General features: G+C 64.6%; 18 protein-coding genes. 7 read left to right on the top strand and 11 right to left on the bottom strand.

Translation table 11 applies throughout. The features are described 5' to 3' along the window. Nucleotides 1–68 precede the first annotated feature (68 nt). Together ACV17W_RS02155 and ACV17W_RS02150 are read left to right on the top strand one after the other, a co-directional pair. Nucleotides 69–1,739, top strand: coding sequence for an ABC transporter permease (locus tag ACV17W_RS02155; RefSeq protein ID WP_462594821.1), 1,671 nt, complete (start codon nucleotides 69–71; stop codon nucleotides 1,737–1,739). Between the two features lie 4 nt (nucleotides 1,740–1,743). Continuing rightward, on the top strand, nucleotides 1,744–2,520 hold the full coding sequence (locus ACV17W_RS02150; RefSeq protein ID WP_462594820.1) for an ABC transporter ATP-binding protein: 777 nt from the start codon (nucleotides 1,744–1,746) through the stop codon (nucleotides 2,518–2,520). Between the two features lie 42 nt (nucleotides 2,521–2,562). Here ACV17W_RS02150 and ACV17W_RS02145 read toward each other — a convergent pair whose 3' ends face one another. Both ACV17W_RS02145 and ACV17W_RS02140 read right to left on the bottom strand, forming a co-directional pair. Then, a complete protein-coding gene (locus ACV17W_RS02145; protein ID WP_462594819.1) occupies nucleotides 2,563–3,447 on the bottom strand; it encodes a pirin family protein in 885 nt (294 codons plus the stop codon). Nucleotides 3,448–3,633: 186 nt separating this feature from the next. After that, entirely contained in the window at nucleotides 3,634–4,332 is a 699-nt protein-coding gene (locus tag ACV17W_RS02140) for a pirin family protein (protein ID WP_462594818.1), read from the bottom strand. Between the two features lie 146 nt (nucleotides 4,333–4,478). Here ACV17W_RS02140 and ACV17W_RS02135 point away from each other — a divergent pair, with 146 nt between their 5' ends. Then, nucleotides 4,479–5,402: a LysR family transcriptional regulator gene (locus ACV17W_RS02135; RefSeq protein ID WP_462594817.1), complete on the top strand. Its 924-nt coding sequence runs from the start codon at nucleotides 4,479–4,481 to the stop codon at nucleotides 5,400–5,402. A gap of 103 nt (nucleotides 5,403–5,505) precedes the next feature. Here ACV17W_RS02135 and ntrC read toward each other — a convergent pair whose 3' ends face one another. From ntrC to ACV17W_RS02105, 6 genes are all read right to left on the bottom strand, one after another. Further along, entirely contained in the window at nucleotides 5,506–7,011 is a 1,506-nt protein-coding gene (ntrC, locus tag ACV17W_RS02130) for a nitrogen regulation protein NR(I) (RefSeq protein ID WP_462594816.1), read from the bottom strand. Continuing rightward, the gene (gene glnL / locus ACV17W_RS02125) at nucleotides 7,008–8,075 is read right to left on the bottom strand and encodes a nitrogen regulation protein NR(II) (RefSeq protein WP_462594815.1); all 1,068 of its coding nucleotides are present in this window, start codon (nucleotides 8,073–8,075) and stop codon (nucleotides 7,008–7,010) included. Before glnL ends, ntrC begins: the two co-directional genes overlap by 4 nt. 192 nt (nucleotides 8,076–8,267) lie before the next feature. After that, nucleotides 8,268–9,680 carry a type I glutamate--ammonia ligase gene (glnA, locus tag ACV17W_RS02120; protein WP_462594814.1) on the bottom strand — a complete coding sequence of 471 codons (1,413 nt, stop codon included), beginning with the start codon at nucleotides 9,678–9,680 and terminating at the stop codon, nucleotides 8,268–8,270. Between the two features lie 194 nt (nucleotides 9,681–9,874). After that, nucleotides 9,875–11,092 carry a radical SAM family heme chaperone HemW gene (gene hemW / locus ACV17W_RS02115; protein WP_462594813.1) on the bottom strand — a complete coding sequence of 406 codons (1,218 nt, stop codon included), beginning with the start codon at nucleotides 11,090–11,092 and terminating at the stop codon, nucleotides 9,875–9,877. Nucleotides 11,093–11,116: 24 nt separating this feature from the next. Continuing rightward, a complete protein-coding gene (rdgB, locus tag ACV17W_RS02110; protein ID WP_462594812.1) occupies nucleotides 11,117–11,746 on the bottom strand; it encodes an RdgB/HAM1 family non-canonical purine NTP pyrophosphatase in 630 nt (209 codons plus the stop codon). A 101-nt stretch (nucleotides 11,747–11,847) separates the two neighbouring features. Beyond that, complete coding sequence (locus ACV17W_RS02105) at nucleotides 11,848–12,786, bottom strand: LysR family transcriptional regulator (protein ID WP_462594811.1); 939 nt, start codon at nucleotides 12,784–12,786, stop codon at nucleotides 11,848–11,850. Nucleotides 12,787–12,903: 117 nt separating this feature from the next. Here ACV17W_RS02105 and ACV17W_RS02100 point away from each other — a divergent pair, with 117 nt between their 5' ends. Together ACV17W_RS02100 and ACV17W_RS02095 are read left to right on the top strand one after the other, a co-directional pair. Beyond that, entirely contained in the window at nucleotides 12,904–14,064 is a 1,161-nt protein-coding gene (locus ACV17W_RS02100) for an acyl-CoA dehydrogenase family protein (protein WP_462594810.1), read from the top strand. Between the two features lie 5 nt (nucleotides 14,065–14,069). After that, nucleotides 14,070–15,440, top strand: coding sequence for an MmgE/PrpD family protein (locus ACV17W_RS02095; RefSeq protein ID WP_462594809.1), 1,371 nt, complete (start codon nucleotides 14,070–14,072; stop codon nucleotides 15,438–15,440). An 87-nt stretch (nucleotides 15,441–15,527) separates the two neighbouring features. On the opposite strand, the gene rph is transcribed toward ACV17W_RS02095, so the two are convergent. Beyond that, nucleotides 15,528–16,280 (bottom strand): ribonuclease PH, encoded by a 753-nt coding sequence (rph, locus tag ACV17W_RS02090; protein ID WP_462594808.1) that lies wholly within the window; start codon nucleotides 16,278–16,280, stop codon nucleotides 15,528–15,530. Nucleotides 16,281–16,383: 103 nt separating this feature from the next. On the opposite strand from rph, the gene ACV17W_RS02085 reads away from it, so the two are divergent. Next, on the top strand, nucleotides 16,384–17,313 hold the full coding sequence (locus ACV17W_RS02085) for a YicC/YloC family endoribonuclease (protein ID WP_462594807.1): 930 nt from the start codon (nucleotides 16,384–16,386) through the stop codon (nucleotides 17,311–17,313). Nucleotides 17,314–17,658: 345 nt separating this feature from the next. Further along, on the top strand, nucleotides 17,659–18,651 hold the full coding sequence (locus ACV17W_RS02080) for a Bug family tripartite tricarboxylate transporter substrate binding protein (RefSeq protein ID WP_462594806.1): 993 nt from the start codon (nucleotides 17,659–17,661) through the stop codon (nucleotides 18,649–18,651). Nucleotides 18,652–18,755: 104 nt separating this feature from the next. On the opposite strand, the gene ACV17W_RS02075 is transcribed toward ACV17W_RS02080, so the two are convergent. Continuing rightward, a complete protein-coding gene (locus ACV17W_RS02075; RefSeq protein ID WP_462594805.1) occupies nucleotides 18,756–19,328 on the bottom strand; it encodes a SecDF P1 head subdomain-containing protein in 573 nt (190 codons plus the stop codon). 99 nt (nucleotides 19,329–19,427) lie between these two features. Then, entirely contained in the window at nucleotides 19,428–20,204 is a 777-nt protein-coding gene (locus tag ACV17W_RS02070; RefSeq protein ID WP_462594804.1) for an OmpA family protein, read from the bottom strand. Nucleotides 20,205–20,295 lie beyond the last annotated feature (91 nt).

The following is a 20,295-nucleotide window of genomic DNA, read 5'->3' as shown; positions in this document are numbered from 1 at the left end:
TTCCTGGACGGCGGCCACGCAGCATCCACCGCGCAGACCTATCACTCAGACGCCTTCTTTCTTGAAGCATGCATACACAAACCTTGCCTCGCCCTTGGCGGCTGCGCGGCCCTGAACGCGGCGGCGGCTGGCTGGCGGGCGCCGCACTGGTGGCGCTGGCGGTGCTGCTGCCCCTGGGGGCGTTGGCGTGGCAGGCCACCCACGCCGATTTTTCGCATTGGTCTCATCTGGCGCGGTACGTGCTGCCGCAGGCATTTACCAATACGGCGATCCTGCTCGCCGGAGTAGGCATACTCGTGACCCTGCTCGGCACCGGCGCCGCCTGGCTGGTCACCGCCTTTGATTTCCCGAGCCGCCGTACCCTGACGTGGGCACTGTTGCTTCCCTTGGCGGTGCCGACATACATCATCGCCTTCGCCTACCTGGACTTGCTGCATCCCATCGGCCCCATCCAGACGGCGATACGCGCCTTGCTGGGCTATGACAGCCCGCGCGATTTCCGGCTACCCGATCTGCGCTCGATCTACGGCGCCATTTTCGTGCTGGGCTTCGTGCTCTACCCCTATGTTTACCTGAGCACGCGCATCATGTTCATGACGCAGGCGGCCAGCCTGCTGGAAGCGGCGCGCACGCTCGGGGCGGGCCGCGTGGGGGTCTTCGTGCGAGTGGCCCTGCCACTGGCCCGGCCGGCGATTGCCGTGGGGGCCAGTCTGGCCCTGCTCGAAACCCTGAATGACATCGGCGCGTCGGAGTTTCTGGGGGTCCAGACGCTGACCGTGTCGGTGTACACGACCTGGATAACCCGGTCCGATCTTGCCAGTGCCGCGCAGATCGCGCTGAGCATGCTGGCAATCGTGGTCGGACTGATCTTGCTGGAACGGCATGGCCGCAAGCGCCAGCGCTATGCCAACACCCAGCGCATGCGGCCGATGCAGCCCCGCCGCCTGCGCGGTGCCGCCGCGGCTCTGGCCGTCGTACTGGGCTGGATTCCGGTGATGCTGGGATTCGTGGCGCCGGCATGGTACCTGGTGGTGGAAACATACAAGCGCCTGCACCTGGTCGGCGGCGTGTCGGGCCAGTTGTTGAACGGCCTGGCCAATACGCTCATGGTGGCGTTTACCACCACGGTCGTCACGCTGGGGTGCGGTTTAATCGTGGCCTGGGCCGGGCGCACGATGCGCGAAAGCTCACGCTTGAACCCGGGCCGCGCCTGCGCGCGCATTGCCAGCCTGGGCTATGCAGTTCCAGGCACCGTCCTGGCCATCGGCCTGCTGGTGCCCTTCACGTGGATCGACCGGCAGCTGGGCTCGGTATTCGGCACGCAGGGGCTGTTGCTCATGGGTTCGATGGGGGCGCTGGTGTGCGCCTATACCATGCGCTTCCTGGCCATTTCGGTGGGCGGCATCGAGGCGGGGCTGGCTCGCATTCCTCCGTCGCTGGAGCAGGCCTCGCGCCTGCTCGGCGAATCGTCGAGCGGGACGCTGCGTCGCGTGCACCTGCCGCTGCTGCGCCCCGCGCTGGCTGCGGCCGCCCTGCTGGTGTTCGTGGATGCGATGAAAGAATTGCCGGCCACCCTGCTGCTGCGACCCCTGAACTTCGAAACGCTGGCTACCTGGCTGTATGCCGAAGCCGCGCGCGGCACCTACGAAGAAGGCGCGGTGGCTGCGCTGGCCATCGTGCTGGCGGGACTGCTGCCGGTAGTGCTGCTGGCACGCACCAATCTGAAAATGGGACATTGAAACCGTGCCGGATCTGCTTGAACTCGACCACATCCATCTGGCATACGACACCCCTTCAGGCCTGAAGGCAGTGGTGCGCGACTTGTCGCTGACGTTGCCAGCGGGCAATATCGGCTGCCTGCTGGGCGAATCCGGCTGCGGCAAGACCACGATCCTGCGCGCCATCGCCGGTTTCGAGCCGGTGCGCGCGGGCCATATCGCCGTTGATGGAACCGTGATTTCCTCATCCGCCGTACAGGTTGCTCCGGAACTGCGCCGCGTGGGCATGATGTTCCAGGACTACGCGCTGTTCCCGCACCTGACCGCCGCGCAGAACGTCGCATTCGGCTTGCGCAAGCTGGGACGCGCCGAACGCGCGCGACGCGTACGCGAAATGCTGGACCTGGTGGGCCTGGGCGCGTCGGCCAACAGTTATCCCCACGAAATCTCGGGCGGACAACAGCAGCGCGTCGCGCTCGCCCGCGCCCTGGCCCCCTCGCCCGACCTGCTGCTGCTCGACGAGCCCTTTTCGAACCTGGACGTCGACACCCGCGAGCGGCTTGCCTTCGAAGTGCGCGACATCCTGAAGTCGACGGGCCACACGGCCATCCTGGTCACCCACAACCAGGCTGAAGCCTTTGCAATCGCCGATCGAATCGGCGTTATGAGCGAGGGCAAGATTGTGCAGTGGGACACGCCGTACAACCTGCATCACCACCCCGTCGATGGCTTTGTGCGGGATTTCGTGCGGCGCGAAACTCTGGTCGCACAGCGCCAACAGGCGTACGCCCGGGGCATGTAGGCCGACGGCGCCCGGTATGCCGCGGGCGGACGCCCGGCGCGATCAATTGCGCGGGGGCGGCAGCGGGATGTAATCGGTCTCGTCGCCGGGCACCGTCTGATTGAAGCGATGCTGCTGCCAGTCGTGCTTGGCCTGCTCAATACGGTCTTTGCTGCTGGACACGAAATTCCACCAGACGAAGCGGGGCCCATCCAGCGGCTCACCACCCAGTATCGCAAAACGCGCGGCATCCCGCGCTCGCACGGCCACGGGCTGGCCCGCGGCGAAGACGAGCAGCTGCCCCGGTTGGTAGGCCTGCCCATCGATCTCGACTGAGCCGCTGGTCAAATAGGCCGCCCTTTCCTCATGCTCGGCCGGGATCACGATGGTGGCGCCCGGCTGCAGGCTGATATCGCCGAAGAACAGGGGAGACAGCGTTTTCACCGCAGAGGTCTTGCCGAACATCGACCCCGCCACCAGCCGCGCGTTCACCCCCTCGCCTTCGATGATGGGCTGGGCATCCAGCCCGTAATGCACAAAGCCCGGGTCGGTTTCTTCGTGGCGGCTGGGCAGTCCCACCCACAGTTGCAGGCCCGAAAGCCGGTAGCCCGATTCGCGCGCCCCAGGCGGCGTGCGTTCGGAATGCACAATGCCGCGGCCGGCCGTCATCCAGTTGAGCTCGCCGGGCCGGATTTCCTGGGTATGTCCGGCGCTGTCACGATGCATGATCGCACCTTCATACAGATAGGTGACCGTGGCAAGGCCGATATGGGGGTGCGGGCGCACATCGACGCCATCGCCAGGTTGGAACAGCACCGGGCCCATCTGGTCCAGGAAGACGAATGGGCCCACCGTGCGGCGCTGCGCAGAAGGCAGGGCCCGGCGAACTTCCAGGCCGCCGCCCAGGTCGCTGGTGCGAGGAACAATCAGTGTTTCGACGGTGGGCATGGCGTTTTCCTCAAGGTGGTGAACATTCGTGCCGCAGGCGCGGCAGGTGGGATGGCGTCGATGAAGCCACGGACCGGGCGCCAGCGCCGCAACTGACGCCCGACGCCCGTTGAACTGCAGCGATCGGGCGTCAGGCGCCGCTGGCGCAGGACCGCCGCATGGCAGCGTCAACGCCGAAGATACTGCTTACGGCAGGTCGAATACCAGTACATCGGCCTGCGTACCCTGGCTGATACGCACCGCGGCTTCATCAGTCAGCGCGACCGCATCGCCCGCGGAAAGCTCGATGCCGTTGACGCTGGCCGTGCCCCGAGCAATATGCACCCAGGCACGCCGACCTGCCGCCAGCGGCAACTCGAACTGCTCGGCGCCGTCGAAAAGCCCCGCGTACAGGCGGGCGTCCTGGTGAATGCGCATCGAACCCTCGGCGCCGTCGGGCGAGACCAGCTGCCGAAGCCGGCCGCGCTTTTCGCTCTCGGGCACGCGCAGTTCTTCATACTCGGGCTCGATGCCGGTGACATCGGGCTCGATCCAGATCTGCAGCAAGTGGGTGAACTGATTGTCGAGCGGGTTGAACTCGGAGTGCAGTACTCCCCGGCCGGCGCTCATGCGCTGCACATCCCCCGGCCGTATCGTGGACCCGCTGCCCATGCTGTCTTTGTGCGCCACCGCGCCATCGAGGACATAGGTGATGATTTCCATGTCCCGGTGGCCGTGCGTGCCAAAACCGCGGCTGGGGGCAACGCGGTCATCGTTGATGACGCGCAGCGGCCCGAAACCCATATGCGCAGGATCGTAGTAATTGGCGAAGGAAAACGTGTGATAGCTGTCCAGCCATCCATGGTTGGCATGGCCTCTTTCCTCGCTACGGCGCAGGGTCAGCATGGCAATCTCCTTTAAATCAAATGAACTGGCAGTCCGGCGATGTCCGCCTTTGAAACCGCCGATGAGATGCATTGTGCGCGTTGGAACTCCGCTTGAGGCTGAATCTGTTTGATGAGATCATTCACTTTTATTGAACGATAATTGCGATGCAAGCTATTACGCCCGAACTGCTATATATGGTGGATGCGATTGCCCGGCACGGCAGTTTCGCCAAGGCTGCCCGTGAACTGGGAAAAGTGCCATCGGCCGTCACGTACGCGGTGCGCAAACTGGAAGATGCCCTGGATGTGCTGCTGTTCGACCGCAGCGGCCACCGGGCCCAGTTGACCGCGGCCGGCCAGACCCTGCTCGACGATGGACGCCAGGTGCTGCAATCGCTGGACGCGCTGGCCGGCCGGGTCAAACGCGTGGCAACAGGCTGGGAACTCGAATTGCGCGTGGCCGTGAACACGATACTGCCCATGGCGCCGCTGTACGAGGTGCTGCGAGAATTCCGTGCCGTGGCGGCCGTGACCACCCTGCGGGTCTCGACCGAAGTGCTGAGCGGCAACTGGGACGCCCTGGCCACGGGCCGGGCGGATCTTGTCATTGGCGCCGACGCCAACGGCATTGCGCCGGCGGCGTTCCGCTCACAGCCGATGGGTGAAGTGCAGTTCGGATTCTGCGTTGCGCCAGACCATCCACTGGCGTCGTTGGGGCGCCCTCTGCGGGCCGACGATATTGCCGCGTATTGCGCGGTGGTCATCGCCGACACGTCGCGCCACCTGCCACCCCTGACGCGCGGCCTGCTGAGCAAGCAGCCACTGATCGTGATGCCGACCATGCAGGCCAAGATCGACGCCCAGGTGCGTGGTTTGGGTTGCGGATACCTGCCACTGACATTGGCGGCCCCTTATCTGATGCGAGGCGAACTGGTGCAATGCGATATTGGCGACGGCGTTCCCATGACGGAACAGCTGGTCTATGCCTGGCGCGACCACGCCCCGGGTGCAGCGCTGAAGTGGTGGTTGCAGAAGCTGCGTTCACCCCGCCTGTGCGAGAGCCTGCTCGGGTTGCAGGAACGGCGCTGACGCGGCCCATCGCGCCGGTCCGGCTCTCCCAGGCAGTCAGTGCGGGCCAACGTCGGTCTGCGCTGTACCGGGTTGCCCGTTACGGACACTCCGGCCAGCCCCGCTAGTCTTCGATGCCGAGCTCGCGCAGCTTGCGCGTGATCGTGTTGCGCCCTATGCCCAGCCGCGTGGCGGCCTCGACCCGGCGACCCCGGCTGGCGTCCAGAGCGCTCTGCAGCAGAATTTTCTCGAACTGACGAGTCAGCGTGGCCATGACCGCCGGCTCTCCGCGTTGCAGCCGCTGCTGCGCCTCGCGCAACAAGGCGGCTTGCCAGTCTGCGGCGCCGACATCGCTGCGCATCACCGGACTGGTCGTCGTGGTGCTGGGAGGCGGAAAACCGCCCTGCACAGCCAACACCCCATGATGCCCTGAGTGCCCGTGCAGATCCATGGCACGGATTTCGGGCGGCAGGTCGGCACGTTCGATCGTCTGCCCCGGCGCCATGACGGTAAGCCAATGGCAGAAGTTTTCCAGCTGGCGAACATTGCCCGGAAAGTCGAAGCGGGTAAGCGCCGCCATGGCATCCGGCGTCAGCCGCTTGACCGGCACGCCCAGCGAGCGTGCGCTGGCGGCCAGGAAATGATTGGCCAGCGCGGGAATGTCTTCGACACGCTCGCGCAACGGCGGCAGGCGCAACCGAATGACGTTCAGGCGATGGAACAGGTCTTCGCGAAACAGGCCTTGTTCGACACGCTGCTCGAGCGGCTGGTGCGTTGCGGCCACGATGCGCACATCAACCCGCACGGGTTGCGAACCCCCGACGCGGTAGAAGCTGCCTTCGGCCAGCACGCGCAGCAGCCGGGTTTGCAGCTCGATCGGCATGTCGCCGATTTCGTCGAGAAACAAGGTGCCGCCATGCGCCTCTTCGAAGCGGCCGCGCCTGAGGGTATTGGCGCCCGTAAAAGCGCCCCTTTCATGGCCGAACAGTTCGGCTTCTAGCAGATCGCGCGGGATGGCGGCCGCATTCAGGGCAACAAACGGCCCGCTCGCGCGAGCCCCGTGACCATGCAGCGCTCGCGCCACCAGCTCTTTGCCGGTGCCGGATTCGCCCGTGATGAGCACCGTCACCTTGGACTGCGCCAGGCGGCCAATCGCGCGAAATACTTCCTGCATTGCGGTGGAAGACGACTGCGTCATCATCCAGCGCTCGTTGTTCTGTGCGCCTTCGGCGCTATCGGCGTCACCGGCCCGCTCATCTTGCGGAGCCGATTCGTTCACCGCGCGCTCGATCAGCGCCACGGCTTCGTTGACGTCGAAGGGCTTTGCCAGGTAATCGAAAGCGCCGCCCTGGAACGCCGACACGGTGCTGTCGAGATCGGCAAAGGCGGTCATCACGATAACCGGCAGACGTGGATGCCGCTCTTTGATCTGCCGCAGCAGATCCAGGCCGTTGCCGCCCGGCATGCGTATGTCGGACACCAGCGCAGACGGCGTCTGGCTGTCGAGCGCGGCCAGCACGTCGGGCGCCTGCGAAAAGCTGCGAGTGGGGATCCCGGCGCGGGCCAGGGCTTTTTCCAGCACCCACCGTATGGCCTGGTCATCATCAACAATCCAGACGATTTTGCTCATATCGATTGCTCCATCGGCAGGACCAGGCGGAATTCAGTGTGTCGGGGACGGGATTCGAATTCGATGATGCCTCCGTGCTGCTGCACGAAATCCTGGGCGAGACTGAGCCCCAGCCCCGTACCGCCCGGCCGGGCGGTGACGAGCGGATGAAAGATGCGATCGCGTATTGAATCGGGCACGCCCGGACCATTGTCGATGACGGCAAGCTCCAGCGCCAGGCGATGCTGGCGATGCGCCAGCATGACCTGGCGCGCGACCCGTGTGCGCAACACGATCTGGGCCGGCGGGACGTCGGGCCCCGCCGCCTGCTGCGCCAATTCCTGCGCGGCATTGCGCACCACATTGAGGACGGCCTGCATCAGGCGCGGCGCGTCGCCCTTCAAGTCGGGCACAGAGGCGTCGTAGTCGCGCACCAATGTGACCTTCTCGCGGAACTCGGCCTGGATCAAGGCGCAGACGCGCTCGCAAACCTCGTGGATATTCACCGGCTGCGTGTTGAGAGGCACGCGCTGCGGCCCGCTCAGGCGGTCGACCAGCACTTGAAGACGGTCGGCCTCGGAGATGATTACCTGTGTGTATTCCGCCAGCGAGGCATCGGGCAATTCGGCTTCGAGCAGTTGCGCTGCTCCGCGCAGTCCACCCAAGGGGTTCTTGACCTCGTGCGCAAGGTTGCGCAGCAATTCGCGATGCGCTTCGATCTCATCGACGAGCCGGTGGTTGCGATCCGCGAGCACGCGTTGTTCGATTTCGCGAGCCTCGATCAGTACCGGCCAGCTCTGGCCCGCCAATGACACGGTGGTGACCGTGACTTCCACGGATTCGCCGGCCCGGCGCACCGAGGACAATTGACGCACATCGGCGAACTGTCCGGCGACCGCGCGGTCAACAGAAGATTGCAGGGTTTCGGGATGGCCGAACAGGTTGGCGGCCGCCACGCCCCGCAGCTGTTTGCGGGACCGGCCGAACAGGTCTTCAGCCGCCGCATTGGCATGCTGCACATGCCCGCGCTCATTCAGCAGCAGGATGGCCGTAGCCAGTAGGTCAAACGCATCGACATTTATCATTGGCAGCACCAGGGCAACGCACTAAGGCACAATTTGCAGGCCCATGAGCCAGCCCTTGCTCACGGCGCAACAATCCCTTCCCGCGCCCGGCACCAGCGTGCCCGGCATGGGTTGGAATCAAGCGGCCCGTGTAAAGCTCGGGGCCGACGCCCTCAGGCGTCGGGCACCCGGGAAAAATCCCTTGGAGCTGGATTACAGGCTGTAGTACATGTCGAACTCGACCGGGTGCGTAGTCATGCGCAGACGCTGCACTTCGCCTTCTTTCAAGGCCAGATAAGCGTCGATCATGTCGTTGCTGAACACACCACCGCGGGTCAGGAACTCGCGGTCTTTGTCGAGCGCTTCCAGAGCCTGGTCGAGCGACGCGCAGACGGTCGGGATCTTTGCATCTTCTTCGGGCGGCAGGTCGTACAAGTTCTTGTCGGCGGGGTCGCCGGGGTGGATCTTGTTCTGCACGCCGTCCAGGCCGGCCATCATCAGGGCCGAGAACGCCAGGTACGGGTTGGCCAGCGGATCGGGGAAACGCGTTTCGACGCGGCGAGCCTTGGGATTGCCGACATACGGGATGCGGATCGACGCCGAGCGGTTGCGCGCCGAGTACGCCAGCTTCACCGGTGCTTCGAAGTGCGGCACCAGGCGCTTGTACGAGTTGGTGCCCGGGTTGGTGATGGCGTTGAGCGCACGCGCATGCTTGATGATGCCGCCGATGTAGTACATGGCGAATTCGGACAGGCCCGCGTAGCCGTTGCCGGCGAACAGGTTCTGGCCGTCTTTCCAGATCGACTGGTGAACGTGCATGCCGGAACCGTTGTCGCCCACGACAGGCTTGGGCATGAAGGTGGCGGTCTTGCCATACGCATGCGCCACGTTGTGCACGACGTATTTCAGAATCTGCGTCCAGTCGGCGCGCTGCACCAGGGTGCTGAACTTCGTGCCGATTTCAAGCTGGCCGGGGCCGGCCACTTCATGGTGGTGCACTTCGACCGGCACGCCCATCTGTTCGAGCAGCAGGCACATTTCGGAACGCAGGTCCTGGAACGAATCCACCGGGGGCACGGGGAAATACCCGCCCTTGACCGCGGGGCGATGGCCCATGTTGCCGCCTTCGAATTCGATGGCCGACGACCACGAGGCTTCTTCGGACTTGATCTTCACGAAGGTGCCCGACATGTCGGTGTTCCAGGTGACGCCGTCGAAAACGAAGAATTCGGGCTCGGGGCCGAAGTAGGCGGTATCGCCAAGGCCCGACGACTTCAGATAGGCTTCGGCGCGCTTGGCCAGCGAGCGCGGATCGCGGTCGTAGCCCTTCAGATCGGAGGGTTCAACCACGTCGCAGCTGAAGATCAGCGTGGCTTCTTCACGGAACGGGTCGAGATTGGCAGTGGTCAGGTCCGGAATGAGCAGCATGTCGGACGCTTCGATGCCCTTCCAGCCCGGAATGGACGAGCCGTCGAAAGCCTGGCCGCTTTCCAGCTTGTCTTCGTCGATAGCCGAGGTGGGTACCGAGACGTGGTGCTCGCGGCCCATGGTGTCGGTGAAACGGAAGTCAACGAACTTGACCTCGTTGTCGGCGATCTGTTTCAGGATGTCTTTCGGGCTTGCCATGTCATCTCCATTGATAAAAGGCCGGGGGTGTACGCTGTCCGGCTGGCACGTACCCCATTAAAGCAAGATACATGCCAAGGACCAACTAAGGGCATGCAGGCCAGAAATGCTCGTGGCGGGGCGCTTATGCACCAGTATAGTGCAATTCATGGGGCATCAATGCACCAATTCGGTGCGATCGCCCCGGCCTGCGGCTACAGAAACATTTCCTGGAGGTCGTTAAGGAATCGCCAGCCCAGGGGCGTGGCGCGCAGGCGCGTGGGGTCCGCGTCGAGCAGGCCTCGCGCGGTGGCTTGTTGGAGCGGACGCGAAATGGCAGTCATCGACAGACCGGTCCGCTCGGAGAATGTGCTGGCGGCCACCCCTTCTTTCAGACGCAACGCGTTCAACATGAACTCGAACGGCAGTTCGTCGGGGCCTACCAGGCGGTTCTCGGCAATGTGGCTGCCGTCGCGCGCCATCGCGGCCGCCATCCAGCTGTCGGGATTGCGCAGCCGCGCCTCGCGGACGATGCGGTCATGGAACGACAGCTTTCCGTGCGCACCAGGGCCGAGCCCCAGATAATCACCGAATTCCCAATAGTTCATATTGTGGCGGCAACGCGCGCCCCGCCGTGCATAGGCAGACACCTCGTAGCGGTGCAGCCCTGCCGCTTCAAGCGCCGATTCCACTGCGTCCTGCATTGCCGCGCTGGCGTCGTCGTCTGGCAACTGAGGCGGATACTTTGCAAAGACCGTGTTGGGTTCGAGGGTCAGGTGGTAGAGCGAAAGATGTTCTGTCCCGAAGGAAACCGCCTGCCGCAGGTCATCCAGGCATTCGGCCAGATCCTGCCCGGGCAAGGCAAACATGACGTCCAGGTTCACCCGCGACACCGCGCGCTGGGCCATCTCGATGGCTGCTCTCGCCTGCGCGGCATCGTGGATGCGCCCAAGTTTCTGTAAATGCGCGTCGTTGAAGCTCTGGATACCGAGCGAGATACGGTTGACGCCGCTGGCCGCGTAATCCCGGAAGCGCCCTGCTTCGGCCGTGCCCGGATTGGCTTCCATGGTGATTTCTGCGTCGGGCAGCAGGTTGAGACAGGCCCGCAGCATCGCGAGCACTTCGTCCAGGGCCGCGGCGGACAGCAGGCTGGGCGTGCCGCCTCCCAGAAACACGGACACCACCTGGCGTCCCCAAACCGAAGGCAGCGCCTGCTCGAGGTCGGCACGCAGGGCGTCGAGATACGCGCGTTCAGGAAGTTCGGCGGGTAACGCGTGTGAATTGAAGTCGCAATAGGGGCACTTGCGCACGCACCATGGCACATGCACATAGACAGAAAGCGGCGGCAGACTGGTCAGCGTCGCGCCGGGCGGCGTAACCGATCGCCGGGCAGGAGCCGATCCGGCCGGGTGGATGGGTATGGTGATGGCCACGGTCTACCTATAGCGGCTGATGAGTCAGTTTGCGGCCAGCTTGTCCAGCAACTGGGCCAGCGCCCGCGCGCGATGGCTGACCTGGTTTTTTTCGGCCGGGTCGAGTTCGGCGGCCGTACGGCCCAGATCGGGCAGCAGAAAATGCGGGTCGTATCCGAAGCCATGCTCGCCGCGCGGGGAGTCGACGATCCCACCGTGCCACAGGCCTTCGCCTATCAGCGGTTGCGGGTCGTCGTGCGAGCGAACCAGCACCAGCACGGCGACATACCAGGCGCGGCGATTCGCGATGCCTGCCAGATTGCGCACCAGCAGGGCATTGTTGGCGGCATCGCTGCGCGGAGCATCGGGGTCGCCAAGTTGCGCATAGCGCGCCGAATATACGCCGGGCGCCGCGCCCAGCGCCGCCACGCAAAGCCCGGAATCGTCGGCGAGTGCGGGCAGGCCGGTAAGACGGCTTGCATGGCGCGCCTTGGCAAGCGCATTTTCAACAAAGGTGGGATGCGGCTCTTCTGCCTCGGGCACGCCCAACTCGCCCTGCGGCACCAATTCGATACCCAGCGGTTCAAACAGTGCGGCAAATTCGCGTAGCTTGCCCGGGTTGTTCGAGGCCAGCACGACCCGGCTCAAGGAATTGTCAGTGTTCTGGGAATTCATGCCGCCATTGTAGTCGGGGGCGGCGGCCCCGTCGGGACGGGGCGGACCGCCCAGCAGCCCCCGTGCACCGAGTTTGGGCTCGTTGCGGAACCGCTGCGCCGCTAAGCGGGACGGCGTCCGCGCGCGGTAGATTTCTTTTCTTGCTCGGGAACGTCGGCCACCAGCATATCGAGCAGTGCCCGGGCAAAAGCAGGAAGAGCGTCGCGATCGCGGACGCAGATCTGCAATTCACGCAGTGCCCAGTCGTCGGTCAGAGGCACGATGGCCATTTTCAGTGCGCGCGCGTAGCGCAGAGCGACGGATTCGGGAATGACCCCGATGCCGACGCCGCTTTCTATCATGCGGCATACCGCCTCGAAGTTGCCCACCTCGACCCGGAACTTGAAAGTGCGCCCCAGCGCCGCCGCCGCCTGCAGCAGGAACGGATGAATGGCGCTCCATTCCGACAGGCCCACATAGTCGTTGCCTAGCGTATCCGCGAACGCTACCGCGGATTCCCGGGCGAGCGGGTGGCCAACAGGAGCGACCAGCACCAGGCGATCTTTTCTATAGGGGATGAATTGGAGCCCCTGGTCGGCCGTGCACCCGGCCACGATGCCCAGGTCGGCGGACCCCTCGGCCACGGCACGCACGATCAGGTAGCTCAGGCGTTCGCGCAATTCGACGTTGACGTCGGGGTGCGCCGCCAGGAAGCGCCCGAGCACGGCAGGCATGAATTCGGTCATGGCGGTGGTATTGGCCAGGACCCGCACATGCCCTTTCACACCTCGGGCAAATTCCTGCATATCGCCGCGCAGTTGTTCGATCTGCCGCATGACGGTACGGGCATGCCGCGTGAGGGCTTCGCCGGACGGCGTCAGCGTGACCCCCTGGCTGGTGCGGTACAACAACTGTGTGCCGAAGTGTTCTTCCAGGTTCTTGATGCGCGTGCTGGCGGCAGGCAGCGACAAGTGCGTTTTCTCTGCGCCGCGCGTCAGGCTGTGCCAGTCGCCGATGTGCACGATCAGCTGAAGGTCGGTCAGATCGAAATGCCCCGCCATGAATTCCTCTACTTCTGCAATTGCTAACCCGGTATTAAGCAATCATAAATTGGCAAGTCAGCCCCGGTTGCGGCAAAGTGCCGGATTATCCGCAGGCCTCATCATAGAACCCGAATCATGTCTGACACCAATCTGCCTTTCCAAGATATCCGCGAAGCCGTGCGCGACCTGTGTTCGCAGTTTTCCGGCGAGTATTTCCGCAAGATCGACGAACAGCGTGGCTATCCCGAGGAATTCGTGAAGGCCCTGACCGACGCAGGCTGGCTGGCGGCCCTGATTCCGCAGGAATACGGCGGTTCGGGGCTGGGCCTGACCGAAGCGTCGGTCATCATGGAAGAAATCAATCGCAGCGGCGGAAATTCGGGCGCCTGCCACGGCCAGATGTACAACATGGGCACCCTGTTGCGTCATGGTTCCGAGGCGCAGAAGCGCGAATATCTGCCGCGTATTGCGAACGGCGAGCTGCGCCTGCAGTCCATGGGGGTGACTGAACCCACCACGGGCACCGACACCACGAAGATCAAAACCACGGCCGTGCGCCGCGGTGACCGCTATGTCATCAATGGCCAGAAGGTGTGGATCTCGCGGGTGCAGCACTCCGACCTGATGATCCTGCTGGCCCGCACGACGCCGCTCGAGCAGGTCACGCGCAAATCCGAAGGCATGTCGATCTTCCTGGTCGACCTGCACCATGCGGTCAAGAACGGCATGCAGGTGCGCCCTATTCCCAACATGGTCAACCATGAGACCAACGAACTCTTTTTCGACAATCTGGAGATCCCGGTCGAAAACCTGATCGGCGAAGAAGGCAAGGGCTTCAAGTACATCCTTGACGGACTGAACGCCGAGCGCACATTGATTGCGGCCGAGTGCATCGGCGACGGATACTGGTTCGTCGACAAGGTGGCCGCATATGCCAAGGAACGCGTGGTGTTCGGCCGCCCTATCGGCCAGAACCAGGGCGTGCAGTTTCCCATTGCCCGCGCCCACATCAACGTCGAGGCCGCCAGCCTGATGCGCTACGAAGCCTGCCGACTGTTCGATGCGCACCAGCCTTGCGGCGCCCAGGCCAATATGGCGAAGCTGCTTGCAGCCGATGCTTCCTGGGAAGCCGCGAACGCCTGCCTGCAGTTCCACGGCGGTTTCGGGTTCGCCAACGAATATGACGTGGAACGCAAGTTCCGCGAAACGCGCCTGTATCAGGTGGCGCCGATTTCCACCAACCTGATCCTGTCATATGTGGCCGAGCACGTGCTGGGCCTGCCCCGTTCATTCTGACTGCCATGGCCCACACACATCCCCATCCCAGCGCCGCACTGGCGGAGTTTGCCGCCAACCTTCGGTTCGAAGACATCCCTGCGCCAGTCCTGCGGCGCGCCGAAGACCTGCTGCTCGACTGCCTGGGCTCCATCCTGGCGGGCGCGAGCGCCCGCCCGGTACAGGCCATTGAACGCTTTGCCGCCGCCATGGGACCCGACCAGGGCGCCTCGCAGGTGTTGATCACGCGGCGTCGCACGACGCCCCTGTTCGCGGCCATGGTGAATGCGGCGGCCGCGCACGTCGTGGAACAGGATGACGTTCATAACGGCTCGGTGTTCCACCCTGCCGCCGTGGTGTTCCCGCCCGCCCTGGCTGTGGCTCAGGCCCTGGGACGCTCGGGCAAAGACCTGTTGGTGGCCTCGGTGGCGGGCTACGAGGTGGGCATCCGGGTGGGCGAATATCTTGGGCGTTCGCACTACAAGATTTTCCATACGACCGGCACCGCCGGCACTCTGGCCGCCGCGGTCACTGTCGGCCGGCTTCTGGGCTTGAACGCAGAGCAGATGCTGCACGCGCTGGGCTCGGCCGGCACCCAGGCCGCGGGCCTGTGGGAATTCCTGCGCGATGCCGCCGACTCCAAGCAACTGCACACCGCAAAGGCGGCCGCCGACGGGCTGACGGCGGCCTACCTCGCCCAGGAAGGCTTCACCGGGGCGCAACGCATTCTTGAAGGGGCGCAAGGCATGGCCGCGGGCATGTCCAGTGACGCCGACCCTGCACGCCTGACCGACCGCCTGGGCCAGCGCTGGGCGCTGGCGGAGACTTCATTCAAATTCCACGCTTCGTGCCGTCACACGCACCCGGCCGCCGACGCCCTGCAGCACGCCATGCGCGTACACAATCTGAGCGTAGAAGACCTTGCGGAAGTCGTGGCACACGTACACCAGGGCGCCATCGATGTGCTGGGCCCCGTAGTCGACCCCACGACCGTGCATCAATCGAAGTTCTCGATGGGCACGGTGCTGGCCTTGATTGCACGCGAAGGCCGGGCCGGCCTGGCTGAGTTCGATGCCGCGCTGGGCAACCAGGAAGTGGCCGCCCTGCGCGGCAAATTCCGCATGGAACTCGATGCCGAGGTCGACAGCGCCTATCCGGAACGCTGGATAGGCAAGGTCACGGTCACCACGACCGATGGCCGCGTGCTGCACGCCCGCGTGGACGAGCCCAAGGGTGACCCCGGCAACACGCTCAGCCGCGCCGAGATCGAAGAAAAGACCTTGAGACTGGGTGTGTACGCGCAAGCCGCCACGCAAGCCGAAGTGCGCAGCCTGATCGAGACGGTGTGGAATCTGGAAAACCTGGCGCGCGTGGACGCGCTGCTGCCAAACTCATAGTTGCGCAGACCGGCACGTCCGGCACAGGGCCGGACCCGTGCAGCCCCACGGCCAGCTCAGGCCGCGCGGGCTTCGTTGCGCCGGAGATCAGTCCAGCGCGGCGCGCTGGGCTTGAACCAATTGCGCAATGCCGTGCTGGGCCAGCGCCAACATTGCGTCAAGATCTGAACGGGTGAACGTGGCGCCCTCACCCGTACCTTGCACCTCTACAAAAGCACCGGCGCCCGTCATGACGACGTTCACATCGGCTTCGCAGGCGGAATCTTCCTGGTAGTCGAGATCCAGCACCGGACGCCCCGCCACCATGCCCACGGAAACGGCGGCGACCGCATCGCGAATCGGGTTGACCGACAATTCGCCGCGTTGCATCAATAGGGCTACCGCATCGGCGGCCGCGACCCATGCACCGGTAATGCTGGCGCAACGCGTGCCGCCGTCGGCCTGCAGCACGTCGCAGTCCAGGTGCAGGGTGCGCTCGCCGAGGGCCTTCATATCGAACACGGCGCGCAGGCTGCGGCCGATGAGGCGCTGGATCTCCTGCGTGCGGCCGCTTTGCTTGCCGCGGGCGGCCTCGCGGTCGCCTCGCGTATGGGTGGCTCGCGGCAGCATGCCGTATTCGGCCGTCACCCAGCCTTCGCCGCGCCCCTTCATGAACGGCGGCACCTTGTCCAACACACTGGCGGTGCAAAGAACGTGTGTGCCCCCCGCGCACACGAGCACGGAGCCCTCGGCATAGCGGGTGTAGCCGCGCTGGAGGCTGAACGGGCGCAGCTGGTCTACATTGCGGCCCGATGGACGCGGCACGGCGGTAGCGGAAGACGAGGTCAAGGGCGACTCCATAAAACAGACATATTGCGCCGCATTGTACGTGGGGGATTGAGGTATTCTGCCGAAAAGCGCTTTAATGGCGCCCGCACATCACGGAATTTCTACAGGACACCCCATGATTCGCAGCATGACCGCTTTCGGCAACGCCCGCGCAGACCTCGAACAAGGCACCCTGGCGCTCGAGCTGCGCAGCGTGAACAGCCGTTACCTGGATCTGCACTTTCGCCTGCCGGACGAACTGCGGCATGTCGAGACGCCATTGCGCGAATTGCTGACCGCGAACCTCGGCCGGGGCAAAGTCGAAGTCCGCGCCTCATTCGCCCGTAACGCCGGCACGGAACTCACCAAGCTGGATCCGGAATGGCTGCGCCAGCTCGCCGCGCAATTGCAGGCGGCGCGCGCCGTGCTGCCCGAAGTGGCGCCACCCCGCCTGGCTGAACTGTTCAATTGGCCCGGACAACGCGGCAACGACGCGCTCGACCCACAGATCTGGGGCGCGGCCTGTGTCGAGGCGGCCAGACAGGCACTGGCCCAGCTGCAGGAAGGCCGCGAACGCGAAGGTCAGCGGCTGGCGGCCACCATGCTCGAGTGCGCAGAAGGCGTCGCGCAGATCGTCCAAACCGTCGAGAAGCATCTGCCTCAGTTGCTCGCGGACCATCGCGAGAAGCTGGCCACCAAGTTGCGAGAGTCGGTCGAGGCGGCGTTCCCCGGCGGTTTCACCCATATTACCGGCCCGGAACTTTCAGAACGCCTGGCGCAAGAAGCCAACTTGTTCGCCTTGCGCATCGATGTCGCGGAAGAGCTGGCTCGGCTGCGCTCGCACCTGGAAGAACTGCGCCACCTGCTCGGTGGCGGTGGCAAGTCGAAGGAAGGCAAGCGTGGCGGCGGCAGCGCCGGCAAGCGGCTGGACTTCCTGTTCCAGGAAATGAACCGCGAGGCAAACACGCTGGGCTCCAAGGCTGGCAGCATGGACGTCACGCGCGCGGCCATGGATCTGAAGTTGCTGATCGAGCAGATGCGCGAGCAGGCGCAGAATATCGAATAACGCATCCAGCATCCAAAACAATGGCGGGCCTCGCCTATGCGCCCGCCACGCATTTCCGCAGCCCGCCACATCATGAATGAGGTTCACGCGCCGGGCTTTCCATCTCTGCGCCGCGACCCGGGCGCGCTCGGGCGCGGCTGTGGCCGTGCAACAGCGTCTCCGCGTTCCGGGCACGCCGCGATCGAGCCGCGGCGACGCCGGCACGCTGCCGCCCCGAGGCCGGTTGCCCTCCCTCACCTGGCTTCAAAGTTCACGTTGTGAAAATGTAGGGCGCTCGCTGGATTCAAATTGCCGGGCGACAGGGATATGGTGGAACCCTGATTTCGATAACTATAAGGAGACACCATGATCATCAAATCGATCGGGCTGGCCCTGGCCTCGGCGGCGCTGGCGCTGTGCAATGCGGCGCTGGCCGCCACGGCCCCGGCAACCTCATACCCGGATAAACCCGTACGTATCATCGTCGCGTCCGGCACCGCCAGCAGTCCCGATTCGATCAGCCGCATCGTGGCGGAAAAGCTGGCCGCCAAGTGGGGACAGCCGGTGATGATCGAGAATGCCGCAGGCCTGGGCGGCATCATTGGCACAGAACGCGCCTCTCGCGCCACTCCGGACGGCTACACGCTGCTGGTCAGCACCATCGGCGCGATGGCCGTGGGGGTGAGCCTCATGGACAACCTGCCCTATGATCCTGTCAAAGACTTCAAGCCGGTGACGATGATCATGGCCATGCCCAATCTCTTCGTCGTCAACCCCGGCGTGCCGGTGAAGAACCTGAACGAGCTCATCGCTTACCTCAAACAGAACCCGGGCAAGCTGCGCTACGGCCACCCTGGCATAGGAACCACGCCGCACCTGTCGGCCGAACTGTTGAAGCAGATGACCGGCATCCAGATGGAAGGCATTCCGTACAAGGCCAGTTCGCAGATGACGACGGACTTCCTGTCGGGCCAATATGAGGTGCTGTTTCACAACGCCTCTGTGCTGCTGCCGTATGTGCAGGCAGGCAAGGCTACCCAGATGGGGATCACCAGCCCCAAGCGCGTGAACTCGCTGCCCGATGTCCCCACCATTGCCGAAGCGGACAACGCCCTGCGGGATTTCTCAGTTCACGCGTGGTGGGGCCTGCACGCCCCGGCCGGCACGCCCGATGCCATCGTGCAGAAGGTAAGCCAGGATGTGTCCGAGATTCTGGCCACGGCGGAAGTCACTAAGTGGATCGAAGACCGCGGTGGAGAGGTGGGAGGCGGCACGCCCGAGGATCTGCGCAAATACCAGGCTGCAGAAACTGACAAATGGCGCAAGCTCATCAAAGAGGCCGGCATTCAGGCGGAATGATCCGTCATCACGCCACGCGCCTCGCGCATCCGCATTGACGAAAAGTTCGACTGCATCGGATCGCGCGCGCGCCGGGCGTCCGGCGCTGCACGCGACGGTCATCGTCAACCTGCGGCCTCGCGCAGCAACTGCACGATGGACTGGGCTTCATCGGCGCTGCCCACCCCGACAGGCAGGACGCCATTCTCATGGGCTGCCGTAATTTGCGGCACTGCAACCAACCTGCCTCGTATGCTCAACAGCAAGTAGTTGCCCATGGCTTCGCGTGTGACCTGCGCCAGCTTGGCGGCGCCAGACTGGTTGAACTCGAAGCGCAGGAAAATCTGCCCCGTGCTGCTTTGTACCGGCACCACCTGTTGCAGGTCTGCCTGAGTGAACACAGGTTGGGGAACGGCGAAAAGAGCCGTCTCAGGGTTGAGCTGGACTCGAGCCAGGCCTTCCGCCTGCTGCAGCTGCGCCAGGTGGAATGTGACGCTGGGCGCCGCGCTGCCATGCGGAGCAGAAGCCGGGGGGGGCGCCGTCGCGGCAGGCTGCGCAGCGGCTGCGGCCGTTCGGGAACCGGCGTCGGGGGTCGAGGTGCTGCGCTGGGGTGCGGTCTGCTGGCAGGCGGCCAGGGTCACGGCGCCCATCAGGGGCACCAGCATTCGCAACATCCGTTTTACATTGACAGTGTTCATGGCTGATCAAGGTCCTTGGTCTGCATCGCTGCGAAAAGGGAGAAATGTCGGAGGGCCGAGGGATAGGGCCCACAACCCTCCGGCGGGTGGCACGACGGTTCAGCGCGTACCGCTGGCCTGTATCTCGACCCGGCGGTTGGGCGCAAGGCAGGCGATGAGTTCTGCCCGATCTGCCTGGTCGCACTGCACCAGAGGCTGGCGCTCGCCGTACCCCGCCGCGGTCATGCCGCTGGCCGGGATACCGTTCGCGATCAGCGCCTGGCGTACGGCACTGGCCCGTTGCGCCGACAGCGCGTCGTTGGCGCTATCGCTGCCGATGCGATCGGTATGGCCTGCGATTTCCAGATGCTCGATGGTTTGCGCACTGCGCAACTGCGCGGCGATCTCGGCAATGCGGGCCTGTCCCGCTGACGTCAGCACGGCGCTGCCAAAGCCGAACGACACATCGCTGCCCAGGGTGTATTTCTGAGGCGCCGGCGGCTGCGCGCCCGGGCGGCAGTCTTCGGGGGCCCAGTGGAAACTGCGCGCGATCTTGTCACGGTCGAACAGGACCTTGAACTGGCACGTACGCACGCCCTGCGGCGTACGGAAGTGGAAAAGATAATCCCACTCGCGCACCTGGAACCCTTCGGCGAAATGGGGCCGGCCGATCAGGTCGTACACCTGGTCGCGCGTCACGCCTTCCTGCAATTGCGCGACGTTCTCCAGGTTGGGAAATGTGCCGGATGAAAGCGATACTTTGCCTGGGTCAGGGAATACGGGCTGGTCGGTTTTTCCATCACGGCTCACGTCGCTGAGCGTGCCGCATCCGGCCAGCAGTACGGCCGCGGCGCAGGGGGCTAGCCAGCGAACATGGCGGTTAGAAGCGGATTTCATGCAAGTTTCCTTTAAGTCGAGAATGTGGAAATTGGCCGCCGGAGCCACGCACGTGGCGCGGGCAGCCCGGTCCGGACCGGACCGGGACATT

The organism is Bordetella sp. MIP270_01_BMS, from assembly GCF_054958705.1.
This window is presented reverse-complemented; position numbering and strand designations above follow the sequence as displayed.

What these genes read in the sequence shown, in the direction of transcription:
- ACV17W_RS02095 (WP_462594809.1), top strand. Translation starts at nt 14,070, where the DNA reads ATGGCCCACACACATCCCCATCCCAGCGCCGCACTGGCGGAGTTTGCC.
- ACV17W_RS02075 (WP_462594805.1), bottom strand. Translation starts at nt 19,328, where the DNA reads ATGAACACTGTCAATGTAAAACGGATGTTGCGAATGCTGGTGCCCCTG.
- glnA (WP_462594814.1), bottom strand. Translation starts at nt 9,680, where the DNA reads ATGGCAAGCCCGAAAGACATCCTGAAACAGATCGCCGACAACGAGGTC.
- glnL (WP_462594815.1), bottom strand. Translation starts at nt 8,075, where the DNA reads ATGATAAATGTCGATGCGTTTGACCTACTGGCTACGGCCATCCTGCTG.
- ACV17W_RS02145 (WP_462594819.1), bottom strand. Translation starts at nt 3,447, where the DNA reads ATGCCCACCGTCGAAACACTGATTGTTCCTCGCACCAGCGACCTGGGC.
- ACV17W_RS02135 (WP_462594817.1), top strand. Translation starts at nt 4,479, where the DNA reads ATGCAAGCTATTACGCCCGAACTGCTATATATGGTGGATGCGATTGCC.
- rph (WP_462594808.1), bottom strand. Translation starts at nt 16,280, where the DNA reads ATGGAGTCGCCCTTGACCTCGTCTTCCGCTACCGCCGTGCCGCGTCCA.
- ACV17W_RS02100 (WP_462594810.1), top strand. Translation starts at nt 12,904, where the DNA reads ATGTCTGACACCAATCTGCCTTTCCAAGATATCCGCGAAGCCGTGCGC.
- ACV17W_RS02140 (WP_462594818.1), bottom strand. Translation starts at nt 4,332, where the DNA reads ATGCTGACCCTGCGCCGTAGCGAGGAAAGAGGCCATGCCAACCATGGA.
- ACV17W_RS02155 (WP_462594821.1), top strand. Translation starts at nt 69, where the DNA reads ATGCATACACAAACCTTGCCTCGCCCTTGGCGGCTGCGCGGCCCTGAA.
- ACV17W_RS02085 (WP_462594807.1), top strand. Translation starts at nt 16,384, where the DNA reads ATGATTCGCAGCATGACCGCTTTCGGCAACGCCCGCGCAGACCTCGAA.
- ntrC (WP_462594816.1), bottom strand. Translation starts at nt 7,011, where the DNA reads ATGAGCAAAATCGTCTGGATTGTTGATGATGACCAGGCCATACGGTGG.
- ACV17W_RS02080 (WP_462594806.1), top strand. Translation starts at nt 17,659, where the DNA reads ATGATCATCAAATCGATCGGGCTGGCCCTGGCCTCGGCGGCGCTGGCG.
- rdgB (WP_462594812.1), bottom strand. Translation starts at nt 11,746, where the DNA reads ATGAATTCCCAGAACACTGACAATTCCTTGAGCCGGGTCGTGCTGGCC.
- ACV17W_RS02070 (WP_462594804.1), bottom strand. Translation starts at nt 20,204, where the DNA reads ATGAAATCCGCTTCTAACCGCCATGTTCGCTGGCTAGCCCCCTGCGCC.
- ACV17W_RS02105 (WP_462594811.1), bottom strand. Translation starts at nt 12,786, where the DNA reads ATGGCGGGGCATTTCGATCTGACCGACCTTCAGCTGATCGTGCACATC.